The sequence below is a fragment of the Streptomyces sp. NPDC001848 genome, assembly GCF_042891915.1.
Taxonomy (GTDB): Bacteria; Actinomycetota; Actinomycetes; order Streptomycetales; family Streptomycetaceae; genus Streptomyces.
This window is the reverse complement of sequence record NZ_JBIATP010000025.1, coordinates 1-15,066: the sequence shown is the minus strand read 5'-3', so window position 1 is coordinate 15,066 and position 15,066 is coordinate 1. Positions and strand designations below refer to the sequence as shown.

Genomic DNA, 15,066 nt, shown 5'->3' with positions numbered 1-15,066 from the left:
ACTCGAGACCCAGACGCACAGACTCAGACCCACACCAGGGGAAAGCTCAATGACTGTCACGACGTCCGAGACGTTAGGAACCGAAGCAACGTCAGGGACGCAATCCACCTTAGGAACCGAACCAACGCCACAGACCGAACCAGCGCCACGAAGCAAACCGACAGCAGAGGCTGAAACCACGTCAGGAACGGAAGACAGGGCCCAGACACACCCGGTGGCCGACGACCTGGCACACCTCCTCTTCGAGGGCGCTCACCGCGACCGTACCCACGGCGTCTGGCGCAGGGCGATCTCCGATCGGGCGTTCGCACACCGACCGGGCCTGTCCGCCGCCGAGCGGACCGCTCTCTCCTACGACCGTCTGCGCCTCCTCAACGACACCCTCGACGATCCACTGCGGTTCGCGGCCGACCCGCACCGACTGGCTGCGCTGCACGAGTGGATCGGTCCGGTGGACGGCGGGCTCACCACCGTCGCGAGCATTCACTACAACCTCTTCCTGGGCAGCCTCGTCGACCACGACCAGGCGGGCCGCGACCTGTCCGCCTTCAGCTCGCTCCGCAGCACAGGAACGTTTCTGTGCACGGAGCTGGAGCACGGGAACGACGTGGCCGCGCTGGAGACCGTCGCCGTCCTCGACCGCACGAGCGGCGGCTTCCACCTGCACACGCCGACGCCCGGCGCACAGAAGTTCATGCCCAACACCACCCTGGCCGGCGGCCCCAAGACGGCGGTCGTCGCCGCCCGGCTCGTCGTGGACGAGGAGGACCAGGGCGTGTTCCTCTTCCTCACCCCGCTCAGCGACGAGAGCGGGCACCTGCCGGGAGTGACGGTCCGTCGACTGCCGGAGCGCACCGGCACCCCGGTCGACCACGCCCTCACATCCTTCGACCACGTGTGGCTGCCACGCCAGGCGCTCCTGGAGGCCGACCACGGACGCCTGGCCCCGGACGGCACGCTGACCAGCAACCTCGGCAACAGGCGCAAGCGGTTCCTGCGCTCCATCAACCGCGTCACCATGGGCAAGCTGTGCATGAGCGCCGGCACCCTGGGCATGACCCGCGCCGCGCTCACCATCGCGGTCCGCTACGCCCACAGCCGTCTGATCGCCGGCCCCAGGGCGGGCGAGCGCATACCGGTCGCCGCCCACCGCAGCCACCACAGCCGGCTGCTCGACGGCCTGGCGACGGCGTACGCGATGACGTTCCTGCACCGCACGGTGGTGGACCGGTTCGCCGCACACACCGAGGAGGACCGCGAGGAGGTCGAGCGGCTCGCGGCGATCGCCAAGGGCTGGATCACCTGGCAGGCCCGCTCGATCACCACCGAGTGCCGCGAACGCTGCGGTGCGCAGGGCCTGTTTCCCGCCAACGGCATCTCGGACCTGCCGGCGAACATCGAGGGCGGCATCACCGCCGAGGGCGACAACCTGGTGATCTGGGTGAAGGCCGCCTCCGAGATGGTCTTCGGCCACCGGCCGCAGGCGCCCGAGGCCACCATGCCGGCCGGCGACCTGACGGACCTCTCCTTCCTGCGCGGCCTGCTCGCCCAGGCCGAGGCACTCTGGCAGACACGGGCCCGCACCGCCCTGCGCGAGGGCCCGTCCGGCGACCCGGTCGGCCGCTGGAACGTCACCTCCGCCGCCGCCCTGGAAATGGTCTCGGCACACGCCCGCCTGCAGGCGGCCGACGCGTTCATCGCGGCCGCCGGCAGGGCCGCGGACCCCAGGACCCGTGATCTGCTGCGCTCCCTGTGCCGCCTGTTCCTGCTCCGCCAGATCCGCGAGCACACCGGTGACCTGCTGGCCGACGGCCACCTGACCGCGGACCAGGTCCGGTCGCTGCCGAAGACCCTGGACACGACCGTCGCCGACCTGGCACCACACATGATGACCCTGGTCGATGCCTTCGACCTCCCGGTGGAGCTGCTGTCGTCGATCCCCATCGCGAGCGGCGGCACCGTCGTGCGAACCATGGAGAACGCGGGGCAGGGGCCGGCGTAGGCGGACCCGGCGGGACCCCCGGGAAGTCGGCGGGAGGGGGCCGGTCGAGCGCCGGCGGCCGACATGCAGCAACCCACCGGACAGGAGCAGCAGTTCCCAGCACCGGGTCAGGGGCGAGAGCCCTGCTCCACCTTCTCGAAGAAGAACTCGTGTTTGAGGAAGGAGACGTCGTACTCGTGATCGGGCTGAGGCGGCAGCAGTTGGGAGGCCTGGAACAGGCGCCACCCGTCGCACAGTGCGGCGAGCCCGGTGGGGTAGGGCGGTTCGTCGCTGTCGCCGGTCGTGGGGCGGGTCCGGCCGGTTCCGTCGTAGCGGGACCAGCCCACGACATCGGAGTCCAGCGCCGACGTCGCGAGATAGAGGACCAGAACCTGCTGCCTCATGCGTGACTCCTCAAGGTCGGCCGGTTGCTGACGCGCGTGACCCAGTAGTCGATGTCGAACGAGTCGTCACCGGTCAGGGCCCGCCACAGCAGGACCCGGTTGTAGATCTCCAGTCGGCCCGTCGCCCACTCGTACCAGGGGAAGTACGTGTTGAGTTCCGCGGTCACCGCGGGGTCGTGCAGATCGGAGACGTCCCACAGACGCACCTGCGGCACGGTCGGGTCGAGGCGGAGTTTGTACATGTAACGACGGCCCGCGGTGTCGTTGCGGCGGCCACTGTGCCAGATGCCATGGTGCACGAGAACAACCGTGCCTGCCGGGCAGGTCAGACGGGTCTGCCCCCTCAGGTTCTGGACGCGGCCGACGTCCGTCTCGTTGATCCGGCGCAGATGGCTTCCGGGCACGCTGAGGGTGCCGCCCATCTCGGCGGTCACCTCGTGCGGGTAGTACATGAGCTGGATGTCGAACGCATCCGGCCGCACATCGGTGATCGCGTCTCCGTGGAGCGGCTGCGCCTGCCCCTCGTACGGCTCGCGCACATGAACCGCATGGTGGTCGACGGTCGGCTCGGGGCCGACCAGGCTCTCGACGGCACCTGCGACGACCGGGAGGGTGAGCAGCTCGTGGACGAAGGTGTCCTGCGCGAACGCCTTGCCCAGCGGAGTGCCGTAGGACACTTCCGGCAGGCCCTCGGTCAAGGCCGCGACGGCCCGGTCATTGATCTCCTGCGGCACCACCCCGTCCAGGCGCAGAAATCCCTGCGCGACGAAGCGCGCCACCTGAACCGATGTCAGGAGTTGCTTGCTGGTTGACATGCGAGGAACGTACGTGCCCTGTCCGGATCGGTCGTGGGCTGAAATCGTCCAGTGCTGGTAATTGGATACAGCGTGCGCAGCGCCTCGAAGCGGGCCATGACCGCGGCGAAGGCACGCAGTACCGCGGGCATGCCGGGTCGGCCGTCCAGTGCCCGCCCCATCCGTTGGTTCCTGTTGCGGGGTCCGCGGAGATGGGGGTGGCATCCTTCGCGTGTATGGGCCTTCTGCGACCAGGTCGTTCATGCTCTCCGGCAGTGCCGGAGACGAAGACGACGCCATGGCGTGCGATCTGTCGCATACCCGCTTCGGCCCTCCTCCGGTACGTCAGCGGCACGCCACTTCTCGCGGATGGCGCGCGGCAAGTTCGCCGACCGGACGGCGTGGAGGCCCCGAACCTCCATGCCGTCCAGCGGCACGACGACGCGGCCGGAGCAGGGCCCCCAATCTTCGGGCAGAGGATGGATCCGCGCGGACCACGTGTGGCAATGCTCGGAAGGGTGGAACGCGGCGGCGGACCGTTTTCTTCAGAACGCCACCAGCGCAGCCCGCTACAAAGAAGGCCCCCCTACACCGACGCCGACACAGAGACCACCGACCGCAGCGACGACAGCAGCACCCGCCGATCATGAACAGAGCTGAGGCACCAGCCTCGTCCCACCAACCCCACCCCGATCCGCTACCCTGTCAGGGACCGCCACCTCGGTGACGGTCCGCACCCTTGCCAAAACCGGGGCGAATAGTCACTCAGAGTATTCAGCCACGTTTCAGCAAGGCCCGGCCTTCGTAGCTCAGGGGATAGAGCACCGCTCTCCTAAAGCGGGTGTCGCAGGTTCGAATCCTGCCGGGGGCACCAGCCGAAAGGCCACCTACCGATCTTGGTAGGTGGCCTTTGACATCCAGCTTTGACATCAACGAGGGCGGTCACTGACGACCGGGGCGCCTCCGCAACAGGCGGTCCATGTGGCTCATGGCCTCCCGCTGGGTGTCCTGGACGACGTGGGTGTAGACGTCCATGGTGATGCTGATCTGAGAGTGCCCGAGGATCTCCATCACGACGCGGGGAGCGACTCCGGCCGCCGTGAGGAGCGTCGCCGTGCCGTGACGGGCGTCGTGCAGCCGGATGACGCGGAGGCCGGCGGAGTGGGCGATGCGGGTGAAAGAGCGGTACAGGTTGCGCGGCTCGACCGGGCGGCCGGTCCGGGTCGTGAAGACGTAGGCGGACTCCTGCCACTTCTCCCCCGCCTTGGCCCGAGCCGCTGCCTGCCTCATGCGGTGCCAACGCAGGGGAGCGATGCAGAGGGCGGGCAGCGGGACGGCACGGCGACGACGGCTCTTCGGGTCGTCGTCGTAGAGGACGCCACGACGGCGCTGCGTCTGCTGGCGGACGTAGAGGACGCGGTTGTCCAGGTCGATGTCAGACCAGCGCAGGCCGACGATCTCTCCCCGGCGGAGGCCCATGGCGATGGCGAGCACGAAGGCCGCGTAAAGCGGATCCTTACGAGAGGCGGCCAGGAAGTCGAGCGTCTCGTCCAGAGTCCACGGCTTCAGCTCGCGGTTGTCGGTGCGAGGAGGCTCGACGAGCTTGGCGACGTTGCGCGTGATCAGCTCCTCACGGCATGCCGAGGAGAGAGCCGATCGCAGAACTCGGTGCGACTCCTTGGCGGTTGCCGCCGTTGTCTCCTTCTCCAGGCGCACGAGGAACCGGCGTACGTCAGCGACGCTCAGGGACTCCAGCCGCTTCGCGCCGAGCAACGGCACCAAGTAAAGCCGCACGTGTGCCTCGTACTTGTCGTACGTGCTGAGCTTCCGCCGAGGCTTGATCACGTTGTCCAGCCAGTACGGCAGCCACTCGGAGAGCTTCGCCGACTTCGTGGGAACGGGTACGCCCTGGTCCACCTTGTCGAGAAGCTCACGGCGCTTGGCGTCGCACTCGGCCCAGGTCTTGCCGTAGGCGAACTTGCGGGCCCGGGTGCCGTCCGGCTGGACGACGTAGACCGCGCACTGAAAGCGGCCGTCCTTGCGTTTGGTGATGGTGCCCGCCCCGTTGGGGTTCCGCTTGCGTTGCTGCGCCATCAGGCGGCCGCCTCCAGTTCGTTGATGATGTACTCGCGGACAGCCCGTGCCGGGATACGGCGGCACCGGCCGATGGTGATCGAGGGCAAGCGACGAGAGCGGATCAGGTCGTAGACCGTGGACCGGCCGAGCTTCAACCGCGCCATCACGTCGGGCACCGTCAGCAGCTCGTCGTCATGCATGTGTGGGTTCTCCTTCCGTTCTGGGCGCGGGTTCGAGGGATGCGGCAAGCCAGGCTTCGGCGGACGACAGGCCGGTTCCGGCGAAGACCCAGTGCGCGAGGACGTACGTCGTGTCGGGCTCGGCTCCGTGAGCTGCTGCCGCTTGGGCTCGGCGCCATTCGGCGCGGGCGTCACGGAGGGCGCCCAGGGTGGTGGAGTAGCGGCGGGACTTGGTGGAGAAGTGGCCGCGGAAGCCGAGCATGTGGGCCCATGCGCGGAGCCTCAGGTGTTCGAGGTCCTTGCGCGCGCCGAGGGTCCATGCGGTCCGGATGAGGCGGCGGGCGTGGTCGCTGATGTCGAGCTGGGCCAGCTCGGCGACGAACTTCAATGGCCGGTCGAGGGCACCTGTCGCTGTCTCGGCGCCCTTGGTGGCGTACTTGGCGATGTACGCGGCCACGGCCCGCTCGGTCAGCTCCTGGCCGCCGCTGAAGTCAGCCGAGCGGATGGTGCGGACGTCGAGTTGGCGGCCGAAGCTGAAGACGTGCGCACGTCCGTCGATGACCGGACCGTCCACGCGGACTTTGGCGGTGGCGGCGCGGATGGCATCCGTCAGCAGCTCTGCGGTGGCCCAGGACGGAGGCGGGGTGTCTCCACCGCCGGGACCGTCGATACGGATGACGGCGTGGAAGTGGACGGCGCCGCGCTTCTGGTACTCGGCGACCTTGGCGAAGGACACGCGCGCGTGGTCGCGGAACCGTCGCTGTGACAGCCCCGCCCGCTTGGCGACCTCTCGGCGCAGGTAGACCGAGAAGCGCCGCCAGAGCGCACCGGCGTGCGCGTTCCACAGAACGGCCGCTTCGTAGTCGTACGTGTCCGGGTCGAGCGGGGTGCCGAGTACGTCGTCGTCCTGGTCGTGGAGGGCGCCGCAGCGGCAGGGGCGAACGGTGCCGGCCGTGCCGGTCGGGCGGTTGTGCACCGGGCCGAAGCTGGGTGCGGTGAAGGTGGCGAAGACGCGCGGGTGTGCGGCGACGTGTTCGGGGATGCCCTTGCCGCCGCGCAGGCCGGAGGTGATCAGGTGGAAGGTGTCGCGGCGGTAGACCTCGGCGCAGGCCGGGCAGCGGGTCGTGCGGCGGTTGTTGCAGCGGACCAGGAGCTGACCGGCCGGGAGCTCCGCCGAGTCGAGGTGCTGGAGGACGCGGCCGATCTCGCCGGTACGCGTGTCCACGTCGTACTCGGTGCGGTGGCCGTCGAGCCGGATCGGGTTGGTGCAGCCGCCGAGCCCGGAGAGCTGCCGGAGGATACCCGGGAGGGTGCCGTGCTGGGCCATCCTTGCGAGTTCCGGGAGCGGGGGCGGGGTGGTGCGGGTGAAGATGGCTGTCTCCTTCTGACTGGCTCGGTCGAGAGGGATGGGCCCGGGGCGGCGGATGCTTGGTCGTGTTGTGCCGCCCCGGGTGTCGCGCGTTGTTCAGCGCCGGTGGTGTTCGCGGAGCACTGAGCGCAGGACCACGGCGGCTATGGCCACGGAGATGGCCGAGACGGCGACGGCGGCCAGGAGCGCGGTGAGGACCACGCCACCGACGACCACGGCCGCAACCGATCCGGTGCTGACGGAGACCAGCGGGAGCGCTCGGCGTCCGGGCGCCGGATCGGCCGGAGTGTGGGTGTGCGCGGGCGGCGGCGTAGGGGTGTCGGGGTACTTGGGCAGGAACACAGCGGAGCTCTCCTCATCTACTCGTCTAGTCATGTGTGCCGTTTACGACGTCGACTCCGGAGCGCGTGCCGGACTCGATGGCGGGAGCCAGGAAGGTGTGGGAGAGCCAGAAGCCGAAGAGGGCGATCAGGACGACGATCCAGGTACGAACGCCGAGAAACTTGACCGCTCCCCAGGCGAAGAAGCCGAGGACGACGACGAGCGGCAGACTGACGGTCACGGGGTTCGGGGTCCCTTCAGCGGACGGGGCAGCGGTGGGTGCGGGCGGCCAGCTCGGCGGCGGCGCGGCTGTCGTAGTCGGCGGAGAAGCCGCAGCGCGGAGCTGTGCAGGCGGCGGTGTGCTTCTCACGGCCCCTGTGGTCGTTGAACGTGCCGACCTGTACGGGGCCGATGCGGGTGACGTCGCGGAAGCGGCGGTTGGCAGTCATGGGCTCTCCTCTCAGAGGCGGGCGGCGATGGCTTCGGCCATGGGCGCGGGGACGCCGAGCCGAGCGCGCAGGGTGGGGATGTCGATGGGGGTTCCTGTACGGGTTCGGTGTTCGTCGGCGACCTTGCGGGCGTGGTCGACGAGAGCGGCCGGGACGGGGACGGCGCGACGCTCGGGCGGTGCCTCGACGGCGGCCGGTCGCGCGAGCGGCTCGGGTGCAGGTTCGGGCACGTCCTCCCGGTCCTCGATCTCCTCGACGTCGGCGGTGGTAGTCGTCGGCGCCGAGTGAGCGAGGAGCGTTCCGCCGAGGAAGGCGACCGCGGGCCAGCCCGCGACGAGGATGCGCAGCCAGGCCGGCACCTGGTGCATGTCGAGCAGTCCGGCCGTGGCGACGTTCGCGCCTAGGGAGGCGGCGAGCGCGATGACGAACCAGCACCACCCGGCCGCTTTCGCGTCACTCGTCCGCAGTCGGCGCCAGGCGGCGACCAGGAGCAGGTCAACCGAGATGGGATAGGCCCACGCTTTCCAACCGTCCTGCCCGGCCGCCGAGGCGATGTCGTGCAGGTGGGCGAAGGACAGCGCTGCGGCGATGACCGCCTGGACGAGCACCGCGTCCACGCGGGCCAGTTGGGCGCGCACGATGCGGCTCCTTCCGGGTTCAGGCATGGGAGGGGTAGGGACGTGGCGTGAGGCGGTCACGCCGATCGAATGGGGCAGGTGGAAGGGTCAGTCGCTCACCGGGAGCGGCCGCACGGCCGGAGCCGCTTTCTCGACCGGTCGCGCGGGCACGTCGGGCCGGAACGGCTTCAGGGACAGAACATCGGGCATCAGGTGGGCCGAGTCCCGGCAGATCTCGGCGGCGTCGCTGAGGGAGAGGTACGGCGTGCGGATGCGGGACCAGCCGCCCGAGGTGTCGCCCGCCACGGCCAGGCCTGGGCGCTCGGGAGCGATGGCGCAGGCAGCCATGACCGCCTCGGGTGCGATGTCGCCGAGCGCCATCTTGGCCGACGCCTCATCGTTCACGCGGTGGCAGACACGGCCGGTCAACTGGGCCCGGAGCATCGTGGCGCCCTTGCCCAGTTCGGCGCCGAAGCGCTGCCCGCACACTTCCAGGTAGATGCCGGCCGCGCGGCCGAGCTGGGCGAGGCGGATGAGCTGGGTGACCATCTCGTCGCGCCGTTCCTCCTCCTTCTTCGTGGCGACGAGGAAGAGTTCTGCCACCTCGTCGACGAACAGCACGATCGGTACCGGGCGTTCGCTCTCGGGCAGTCCCCAGATGTCCGAGGTGATCTCCTCGTCAGGGGTATCCGGCGCGATGCCCTGCCGAGCCTTGATCAAGTCGTATCGGTCCTCCATCTCCTTCACGAGCGCGGGCAGCAGCTCCGCCGCCTGTTCCGGGTCGGTCGCCAGGGCCGAGAGCCGCGCGGCGAACGGCGCCAGTTCCACGCCCCGCTTGCAGTCGACGCCGACCAGGGCGACCGGTTGCCGGGCGAGTCCGGCGATCAAGTGGCGCAGATACATGGACTTGCCCGACAGCGTGGCCCCAAGGGTCAGTTGGTGCGGGATGGTCCGGTAGTCGCGCACGAAGGGCGTGGCATCCTCCCGCAGCGCCACCGGCACCTTGAGGAACCCTTCTTCGACCTTGCGCGGCATGCGGACCTTCCGCAGGACGTCGAAGCCCACAAGCCGCAGTTCGACCACGCCAGGCTTGACCGTCGTGACGTAGACGGCGTGAACTCCCCAGGCGTGCCGCAGCCGTTCGGCCGAGGTGGCGACGTCTGCGGGTTCCTGCCCCGGAGCGAGCCTCAGACGAAGCCGGAGTCCGGTCGAGGTGGGGCGGATGATCCCCCGACGCGGCGGAACGGGACGGACCTCACGCCGGGTGGTGGCCTTCACTGCGAGGACCCGCAGCCGGGAGGGCGCCACGGTCAGTCCGCAGGCCTCCATAACCGAGCTGTACGAGCTGAGCAGCCGGACCGTGGATATCGGTAAGCCGATGGTGGACCAGTAGACGCCCGGGTGTTGGGCCCGGGCATAGGCGGCCCCGCCGCCCAGCGCGGCGACAGGACCACCCACCTCCAGCAGTGTCGTCAGATCGGTCATCAGGCAGCGGCCCCCGAGGCAGCCGGGAACGCGGCCGGGGTGACGGCGGCGGCCCGGAAGGCGATGCCGTGCCGCTGCTGCCCGTTGAAGACGCTCTCCCACGGCCGGGCCACGAGCCCGGGCAGCGAGACCGGAGCCCCGAGGGTCAGCCCCTCGGAGATGCCGCCCTCCGGGACGGTGACCTTGATCAGCGACGACTCGCCGTCCTCGATGTAGACGACGCCGATCGTCATCAGCGCCTCACCGCTGTTGGCGTCCTTGGCGATCTCGCCGGTCTGCCGGTCGCGGACCTTGGGCTCGGGCGCCTCGGTCAGCAGGATCGTTGCGGCCGAGGTCTCCACACGGATGGTGCGCAAGGCACACTCTCCTATCTACTCGTCTATACATGATGCGTCATGCGAACCCGATCTCCGGGATCGCGCAACTACCTTGCCACACAACTTGCCCACTCGTCTATACGAGTAAGCGCGTTGGGGTGTACGAGTTCGAGGAAGCGGCCCCGCGCACCACCGCCGCTCATGCGATCACGTCGCCGGGAGCTGGTACGACAGGACGTACGCGTCCGCCGCCATCACCGTGTCGCAGACCTCCACGGCCCGGCCCTCGGTGTCGTAGGCGGTCCGGATCAGGTGAATGACCGGCACGCCGGAGGCCAGCCGGAGCGTCTTCACCTCGGCAGGCGAGGGCATCCGGGCCCGGATCTCCTCCTCGAAGTGGTCGAGGCGATGGCCCAGCTCTTCGAGACGGGCGTAGATGCCGCCGGGGCCGGGGTTGGGCTCGGCGATCGGCGTACCCCGCGCGATGTCGAGCGGCAGATACGACGTGGCGAACTCGACCGGCCGCCCGTCCAGCAGATACCGGCGCCGACGAGCCAGCACACGCCGCACGGAACCGAGCCGGGCGGAGACGTCCTGACTGGCCTTCTCCTCCTTGACCTCCAGGCTGTCGACCTGCGGGTGACTGCCGGCCGCGTTCGCTTCGACGATGAACGCGGACTTCCCCTGTTCCCTGTGCCGCCGGGCGAACCGGTCAGAGGCCAGACGCCGCACGGGCGGTCGTGGTCGTACGAACACGCCCTTGCCGTGCTCGGCGTGCACCAGGCCCTCGCCCTGCAGGATGGAGAAGGAGTTCCGGACCGTCATACGGGAAACCCCGTAGTGCTCGACAAGATCGGCCTCGGAGGGCAGTTTGTCGCCCTCCTTGAACCGCCCGCGGTCGATGGCCTCGCGCAACTGGTCGGCGATCTGCCTGAAGACCGCACGATCGCTCGTGGGGTCGAGATCGCCGAGGAGGCCGGAAGGGAGAGGGCTCACGAGTACTCCTTTAGGTATCTAGACGAGTGGCTGAGTCTTGTTGCTACGGTGGAGAGCCTAGCCATCCGAGAGGGCAGAGGAACGTGACCACTGACCGTCCGCACTCCGTGAGCGTTGCCGGAGTCGTCATCGACGACCAGGGCCGCGCCCTCTTGATCCAGCGCCGTGACAACGGGCACTGGGAGCCCCCGGGCGGAGTCCTCGAACGCGAGGAGACCGTCCCCGAAGCCCTCCAGCGCGAAGTGCTCGAAGAGACCGGAATCAAGATCGCACTTCCCGCGACCCTGACCGGCGTCTACAAGAACATGAAGGGCTTGATCGTCTCGCTGGTCTTCCGCTGCGAGGCCGCCGACGGCAGCCCCACCACCGGTGACGAGACCCGCGCACTGCGTTGGGTCACCCGTGAAGAGGTCACCGCGCTTGCCGACGAGGCGTACGCGATTCGCGTCCTGGACGCGATGGACGCGGCGTCTCCGCCTGCTATCCGCGCCCACGACGGCGTGAAACTCGTCTAGCCCGAACCCGCTGCACATGGCGGCCTATCAGCATGAAGGAACTTGTATGCACGAGTATACGAGTCAGATCCGGACTTGGGGACTCACTTGCCCAGGATTTCCGGAAGAGGTCAGCCGGGCCCGTCGCTGGACGCGGGACATCCTGCGCGGCTCACCGCTGGCCGAGGACGCCGAGCTGATCGTCAGCGAGCTGAGCGCGAACGCGATTTTGCACACGGCGAGCGGCCAGGCATCCGGCCGCTTCCACCTGGCGCTCGCCGTCTCGCCCCAGGTGATCGCGCTGTCGGTCACGGACGACGGCGGCACGCACTCCGCCCCGAAGGTCGAGCACCCGGGGACGGAAGCCGTGCACGGCAGAGGCTTAGGAATGGTCAGCGCCATCGCCCACCGGGTCGTCGTGCACGACAGCCACGGCGGCTACACGGTCACAGCGGAACTCTTCACGCAGCCCAGGGCAGGAGGACGCCCGTGCTGACGTCGACCAGGGCTGAAAAGCCGACTTCAGGCGGACAGCACGCCTCATACGAATGCTGGGCTGTCGCCTACCCCCTGCACGAGGTGCGATCCATCGCACTGGGATCACACCGCGCCGCGAGCCCCCGCCTGGCATTGCGCTGGATCCGGGAGCGCACGAGCCACATCACGGACCAGCTCGACACCGCATACGCCAGGCCAGGCCGCCACTGGCTCACCGACGAACCGGAACACGAACGAGCCCTCGCCTACCTGGCCACCGGAACGGCCTACCAACTCACCCTGCACGACGACAGCACCCGCTACGTCCTCGTGGCCTACCCCCGAGGAGCGGCATCGTGAAGGGCCCCGTTCGCGGCTACTGGTGCGAATGCTGGACGCAAGACCTCAGCGACGACCGGCCGCCGGCACTCCTGGCATCCTTCGACGCCTACTCCGCACCCCAGGCCGACAGATGGGTCGCGGTCGCACTCCGCACCATTTCTCCAGCACTCGACCCACAAACCTCCGACGATGCGTGGGCATGGCTGTACGAAGGCCGCATCCAAACCAGGCGGGCCCTCTTGCGCGCCGAGCCGTCCACGGTGGCCATTACCCAGGGCAGCACCCGCGTGACGTGGACCATCCGACCGGTGCGCTTTCTTCCGCTCGTCCACCGTCAGGGCACCGAACTTCCAGCGTGCGCCCACGACTTCAAGCCCCACGCCCCCGTGTCGGATCCCAGCTGATGCCTGACGTTCCAGTCCCAGGTGATGCTTGACGGTGGGCCTAGACAACGTAGGGAGCCCCGTGGGGCTTGTTCGCTTTCACGTTACGGACCGGGACGTCGGTCGTGCGTCGGATCACCCGGATCTGGCCGTCCAGCTCGACGCTGATCTTCGTGTCGGACACGTGGACGGTTACGGTCTGCCCTGCGTAGGGGCGGCCTAGGGAGACGACCTGGCGGCAGACCATGACGGTGCCGACCGCGCTGACTCGCCGCTGCACACGCACGGGCTCGATGCCGGGACGCGGTGGCGGTCCGGCCGGACGCAGGCCTCGCAGCCTGCGGACTTCCTCGCTGGTCAGCGGGTTGGGCCGCACCCGCAGCAGTTCCCGCGAGGACGGGTCGAAGAACGACAGCGTCTCCTCGTCGATGCGGATACCCACCTGGCGGCCGCCGAGGATCTCCGCCGCCAGAACCTGGTGCCCGCCCAGGCCGACCAGGCCGCTGTTGTTCACGACCCGGTCCACCTCGAACGCGGCCCCGTCGCCGGCCGGAAGCGGGGCCGGTCCAGCCGCGCGTGCGCCCCGGGCCGCCAGCCGCGCCAGATCCGCCACCGACAGGTGCGACCGCACACTCTTGATCCGTGCTCCCGCAATCAGCAGATGGATCACCGAGGTGTCGGCCCAGAAGGTCACCGTCAGTCCTGAGCGGGCCGGTCCGAGCCAGAACTGCTTTCCCGCGACCTGCAGATTCCCACTCGCAGGCACCACCCGCTCGAACTCCACCGGCCCACCCTCGTCCACCGGCACCACTGCCGGGACCACCTCAGGCGGACCGGCAGGAACAGCCGATGCTTCGACCGGCACCGGCTCCGCAGGAGCTGTCCGCTGCTGCGGCACCAGCGCCAGCACCCCGGGCACCCTCAGGCCCAATACGTCCCGCTCCTGCTCGGCAACCGGCGTGAACCGGTCGCCCGGAGACTGCATGTCCAGCGCCTGATGCGGACGCATGGAGTTGTACTCCCGCACCCACGCATCCAGCGCCGCCTGAGCTGCCTCGATGCTCACGAACGCACCGCAGTCGTCCAGGAGTTCACGCCGCAGCGTCTGATGGAACCGCTCGACCTTGCCCGTCGTGGTCGGCGACGCCGGCTGGGTGAGCCGGTGCGCGATCCCGTTCTCCCGGCAGATCCGATCGAACAGCACCTCACCGCCCTGCCCGAACCGGTCGGTGAACTGCTTGCCGTTGTCCGTGAGCACCTCCTCCGGCACCCCGAACGTCTGCAAGGCCCGGGCGAAGGCCGCGCAGACCGCCCGTCCGGTCGCCCGCTCGACCACCGACGCGATCACGCAGTACCGGGAATGGTCATCCACCCCGGTCACGACCTTGGCCTCGGTCAGCTCCCCGGTGACCGGGTTGACCAGCATCACGCCGCCGACGATGTCCATCTGCCACAGCTGCATCGGCCGATCCCGCTGCCAGCGCTTGTAATCCGACCGCTTGCGGCGCCGCACCCCCGGCTCCACCAGGCCATGCCGGACCAGGATCCGATACACGGTCATCCGCGACGGCACCGGACTCACCGTCCCGGACCGCTCCAGCACATGCGCGATCCGCCGCGGACCCCAGCGAGGATGCTTGCGCCGCAGCTCACACACCGCCGTCTCCACCTCGGCAGAGGCCTGATGCGGACACGACGCCGGCCTACGCGAACGATCAGCCAGCCCGGCCAGACCCGAGGCGGCATATCGGGCCTTCCAGCCGCTGACCGTCTGCCGGGACACCCCCAACGACGCGGCGACCTCGGTCACCGTCGCTCCCGCCAGCACAGCCAGGACAGCCCGGTATCTCTGCTCAACAACCGACAACTCCACCAGCGCCAATCCCGGCCTCCCCACACGCACCGCAACGACGCGCACAGAAAAACCGATCACGGCCACTGTCAACCATCAGCTGGGACCGAACTGTCAAGCATCACCCGGGATCGGACAAGCCCCACGCCCCCGACTGAGTTACAACTTTCTTTACGGGTTCAAGGCCCGCGCACAGCGCGGGCGCGCGCCGCCTCTGCGGCGCGGCCTGCCTCCTGTCTTCGCCCCGGCTGGCCGCGCCAGGCGGCGCGCTACGTGCAGCGGGCAGAGCAGAAGAAAACCTCTGTGGCTGAGGCCGGTCGGCTCCGCGACTTTAGCCAGCCACTTTGGCGCGAGCCTCGAAGATCATGGCCCCAACGTCGTGCTTTACCGGGCAGGTCCACAGACTGCCCGACGCGCCGGAAGCTTACGGGGCCATGATCACTCGCGCCAAAGCAGCTCCGTAAGTTGTTCGGTGGCCCGGGAGGGCCGGATGTGGCTTCAAAGCAGCTTGCCGACCGTGGCTTGCCTGG

The 15,066-nt window shown here is 69.1% G+C and carries 18 protein-coding genes and 1 tRNA gene; 6 read left to right on the top strand and 13 right to left on the bottom strand.

Translation table 11 applies throughout. The annotated features are described in order from the left end of the window. Positions 1-214: 214 nt before the first annotated feature. Positions 215-2,002, top strand: coding sequence for an acyl-CoA dehydrogenase (locus tag ACFYZJ_RS35475; protein ID WP_388575407.1), 1,788 nt, complete (start codon positions 215-217; stop codon positions 2,000-2,002). A gap of 107 nt (positions 2,003-2,109) precedes the next feature. Here ACFYZJ_RS35475 and ACFYZJ_RS35470 read toward each other — a convergent pair whose 3' ends face one another. Both ACFYZJ_RS35470 and ACFYZJ_RS35465 read right to left on the bottom strand, forming a co-directional pair. Beyond that, entirely contained in the window at positions 2,110-2,385 is a 276-nt protein-coding gene (locus ACFYZJ_RS35470; RefSeq protein WP_388575405.1) for a hypothetical protein, read from the bottom strand. Continuing rightward, a complete protein-coding gene (locus ACFYZJ_RS35465) occupies positions 2,382-3,200 on the bottom strand; it encodes a phytanoyl-CoA dioxygenase family protein (RefSeq protein WP_388575402.1) in 819 nt (272 codons plus the stop codon). The genes ACFYZJ_RS35470 and ACFYZJ_RS35465 overlap by 4 nt, the downstream gene beginning before the upstream one ends. 777 nt (positions 3,201-3,977) lie before the next feature. On the opposite strand from ACFYZJ_RS35465, the gene ACFYZJ_RS35460 reads away from it, so the two are divergent. Continuing rightward, positions 3,978-4,053: transfer RNA gene (locus ACFYZJ_RS35460), tRNA-Arg, on the top strand. A 68-nt stretch (positions 4,054-4,121) separates the two neighbouring features. Here ACFYZJ_RS35460 and ACFYZJ_RS35455 read toward each other — a convergent pair. From ACFYZJ_RS35455 to ACFYZJ_RS35410, 10 genes are all read right to left on the bottom strand, one after another. Then, positions 4,122-5,273: a tyrosine-type recombinase/integrase gene (locus ACFYZJ_RS35455; protein ID WP_388575399.1), complete on the bottom strand. Its 1,152-nt coding sequence runs from the start codon at positions 5,271-5,273 to the stop codon at positions 4,122-4,124. Next, positions 5,273-5,455 (bottom strand): helix-turn-helix domain-containing protein, encoded by a 183-nt coding sequence (locus ACFYZJ_RS35450; RefSeq protein WP_388575397.1) that lies wholly within the window; start codon positions 5,453-5,455, stop codon positions 5,273-5,275. The genes ACFYZJ_RS35455 and ACFYZJ_RS35450 overlap by 1 nt, the downstream gene beginning before the upstream one ends. Then, entirely contained in the window at positions 5,448-6,761 is a 1,314-nt protein-coding gene (locus ACFYZJ_RS35445) for a replication initiator (protein WP_388575394.1), read from the bottom strand. Before ACFYZJ_RS35445 ends, ACFYZJ_RS35450 begins: the two co-directional genes overlap by 8 nt. Positions 6,762-6,899: 138 nt before the next feature. Further along, positions 6,900-7,145, bottom strand: coding sequence for a SpdD protein (locus ACFYZJ_RS35440; RefSeq protein WP_388575392.1), 246 nt, complete (start codon positions 7,143-7,145; stop codon positions 6,900-6,902). A gap of 25 nt (positions 7,146-7,170) precedes the next feature. After that, on the bottom strand, positions 7,171-7,365 hold the full coding sequence (locus tag ACFYZJ_RS35435) for a hypothetical protein (RefSeq protein ID WP_388575390.1): 195 nt from the start codon (positions 7,363-7,365) through the stop codon (positions 7,171-7,173). Between the two features lie 16 nt (positions 7,366-7,381). Beyond that, positions 7,382-7,573 (bottom strand): mobile element transfer protein, encoded by a 192-nt coding sequence (locus tag ACFYZJ_RS35430; RefSeq protein ID WP_093765235.1) that lies wholly within the window; start codon positions 7,571-7,573, stop codon positions 7,382-7,384. Between the two features lie 11 nt (positions 7,574-7,584). Further along, positions 7,585-8,211, bottom strand: coding sequence for a DUF2637 domain-containing protein (locus tag ACFYZJ_RS35425; RefSeq protein WP_388575387.1), 627 nt, complete (start codon positions 8,209-8,211; stop codon positions 7,585-7,587). Between the two features lie 87 nt (positions 8,212-8,298). Further along, positions 8,299-9,675: an FtsK/SpoIIIE domain-containing protein gene (locus ACFYZJ_RS35420; protein WP_388575384.1), complete on the bottom strand. Its 1,377-nt coding sequence runs from the start codon at positions 9,673-9,675 to the stop codon at positions 8,299-8,301. Beyond that, complete coding sequence (locus tag ACFYZJ_RS35415) at positions 9,675-10,031, bottom strand: hypothetical protein (protein WP_355899868.1); 357 nt, start codon at positions 10,029-10,031, stop codon at positions 9,675-9,677. The genes ACFYZJ_RS35420 and ACFYZJ_RS35415 overlap by 1 nt, the downstream gene beginning before the upstream one ends. A 168-nt stretch (positions 10,032-10,199) precedes the next feature. Further along, entirely contained in the window at positions 10,200-10,988 is a 789-nt protein-coding gene (locus tag ACFYZJ_RS35410) for a GntR family transcriptional regulator (RefSeq protein WP_361665459.1), read from the bottom strand. Between the two features lie 107 nt (positions 10,989-11,095). On the opposite strand from ACFYZJ_RS35410, the gene ACFYZJ_RS35405 reads away from it, so the two are divergent. The 4 genes from ACFYZJ_RS35405 to ACFYZJ_RS35390 all read left to right on the top strand — a co-directional run bounded on the left by ACFYZJ_RS35405 (position 11,096) and on the right by ACFYZJ_RS35390 (position 12,705). After that, the gene (locus ACFYZJ_RS35405; RefSeq protein WP_361665484.1) at positions 11,096-11,503 is read left to right on the top strand and encodes an NUDIX domain-containing protein; all 408 of its coding nucleotides are present in this window, start codon (positions 11,096-11,098) and stop codon (positions 11,501-11,503) included. 46 nt (positions 11,504-11,549) lie between these two features. Beyond that, positions 11,550-11,978, top strand: a complete 429-nt coding sequence (locus ACFYZJ_RS35400; protein WP_388575381.1) for an ATP-binding protein — start codon at positions 11,550-11,552, stop codon at positions 11,976-11,978. An 83-nt stretch (positions 11,979-12,061) separates the two neighbouring features. Beyond that, on the top strand, positions 12,062-12,319 hold the full coding sequence (locus ACFYZJ_RS35395; protein ID WP_388575378.1) for a hypothetical protein: 258 nt from the start codon (positions 12,062-12,064) through the stop codon (positions 12,317-12,319). After that, positions 12,316-12,705: a hypothetical protein gene (locus ACFYZJ_RS35390; protein ID WP_388575375.1), complete on the top strand. Its 390-nt coding sequence runs from the start codon at positions 12,316-12,318 to the stop codon at positions 12,703-12,705. Before ACFYZJ_RS35395 ends, ACFYZJ_RS35390 begins: the two co-directional genes overlap by 4 nt. 40 nt (positions 12,706-12,745) lie before the next feature. On the opposite strand, the gene ACFYZJ_RS35385 is transcribed toward ACFYZJ_RS35390, so the two are convergent. Next, complete coding sequence (locus ACFYZJ_RS35385; protein ID WP_388575619.1) at positions 12,746-14,566, bottom strand: IS481 family transposase; 1,821 nt, start codon at positions 14,564-14,566, stop codon at positions 12,746-12,748. Positions 14,567-15,066 lie beyond the last annotated feature (500 nt).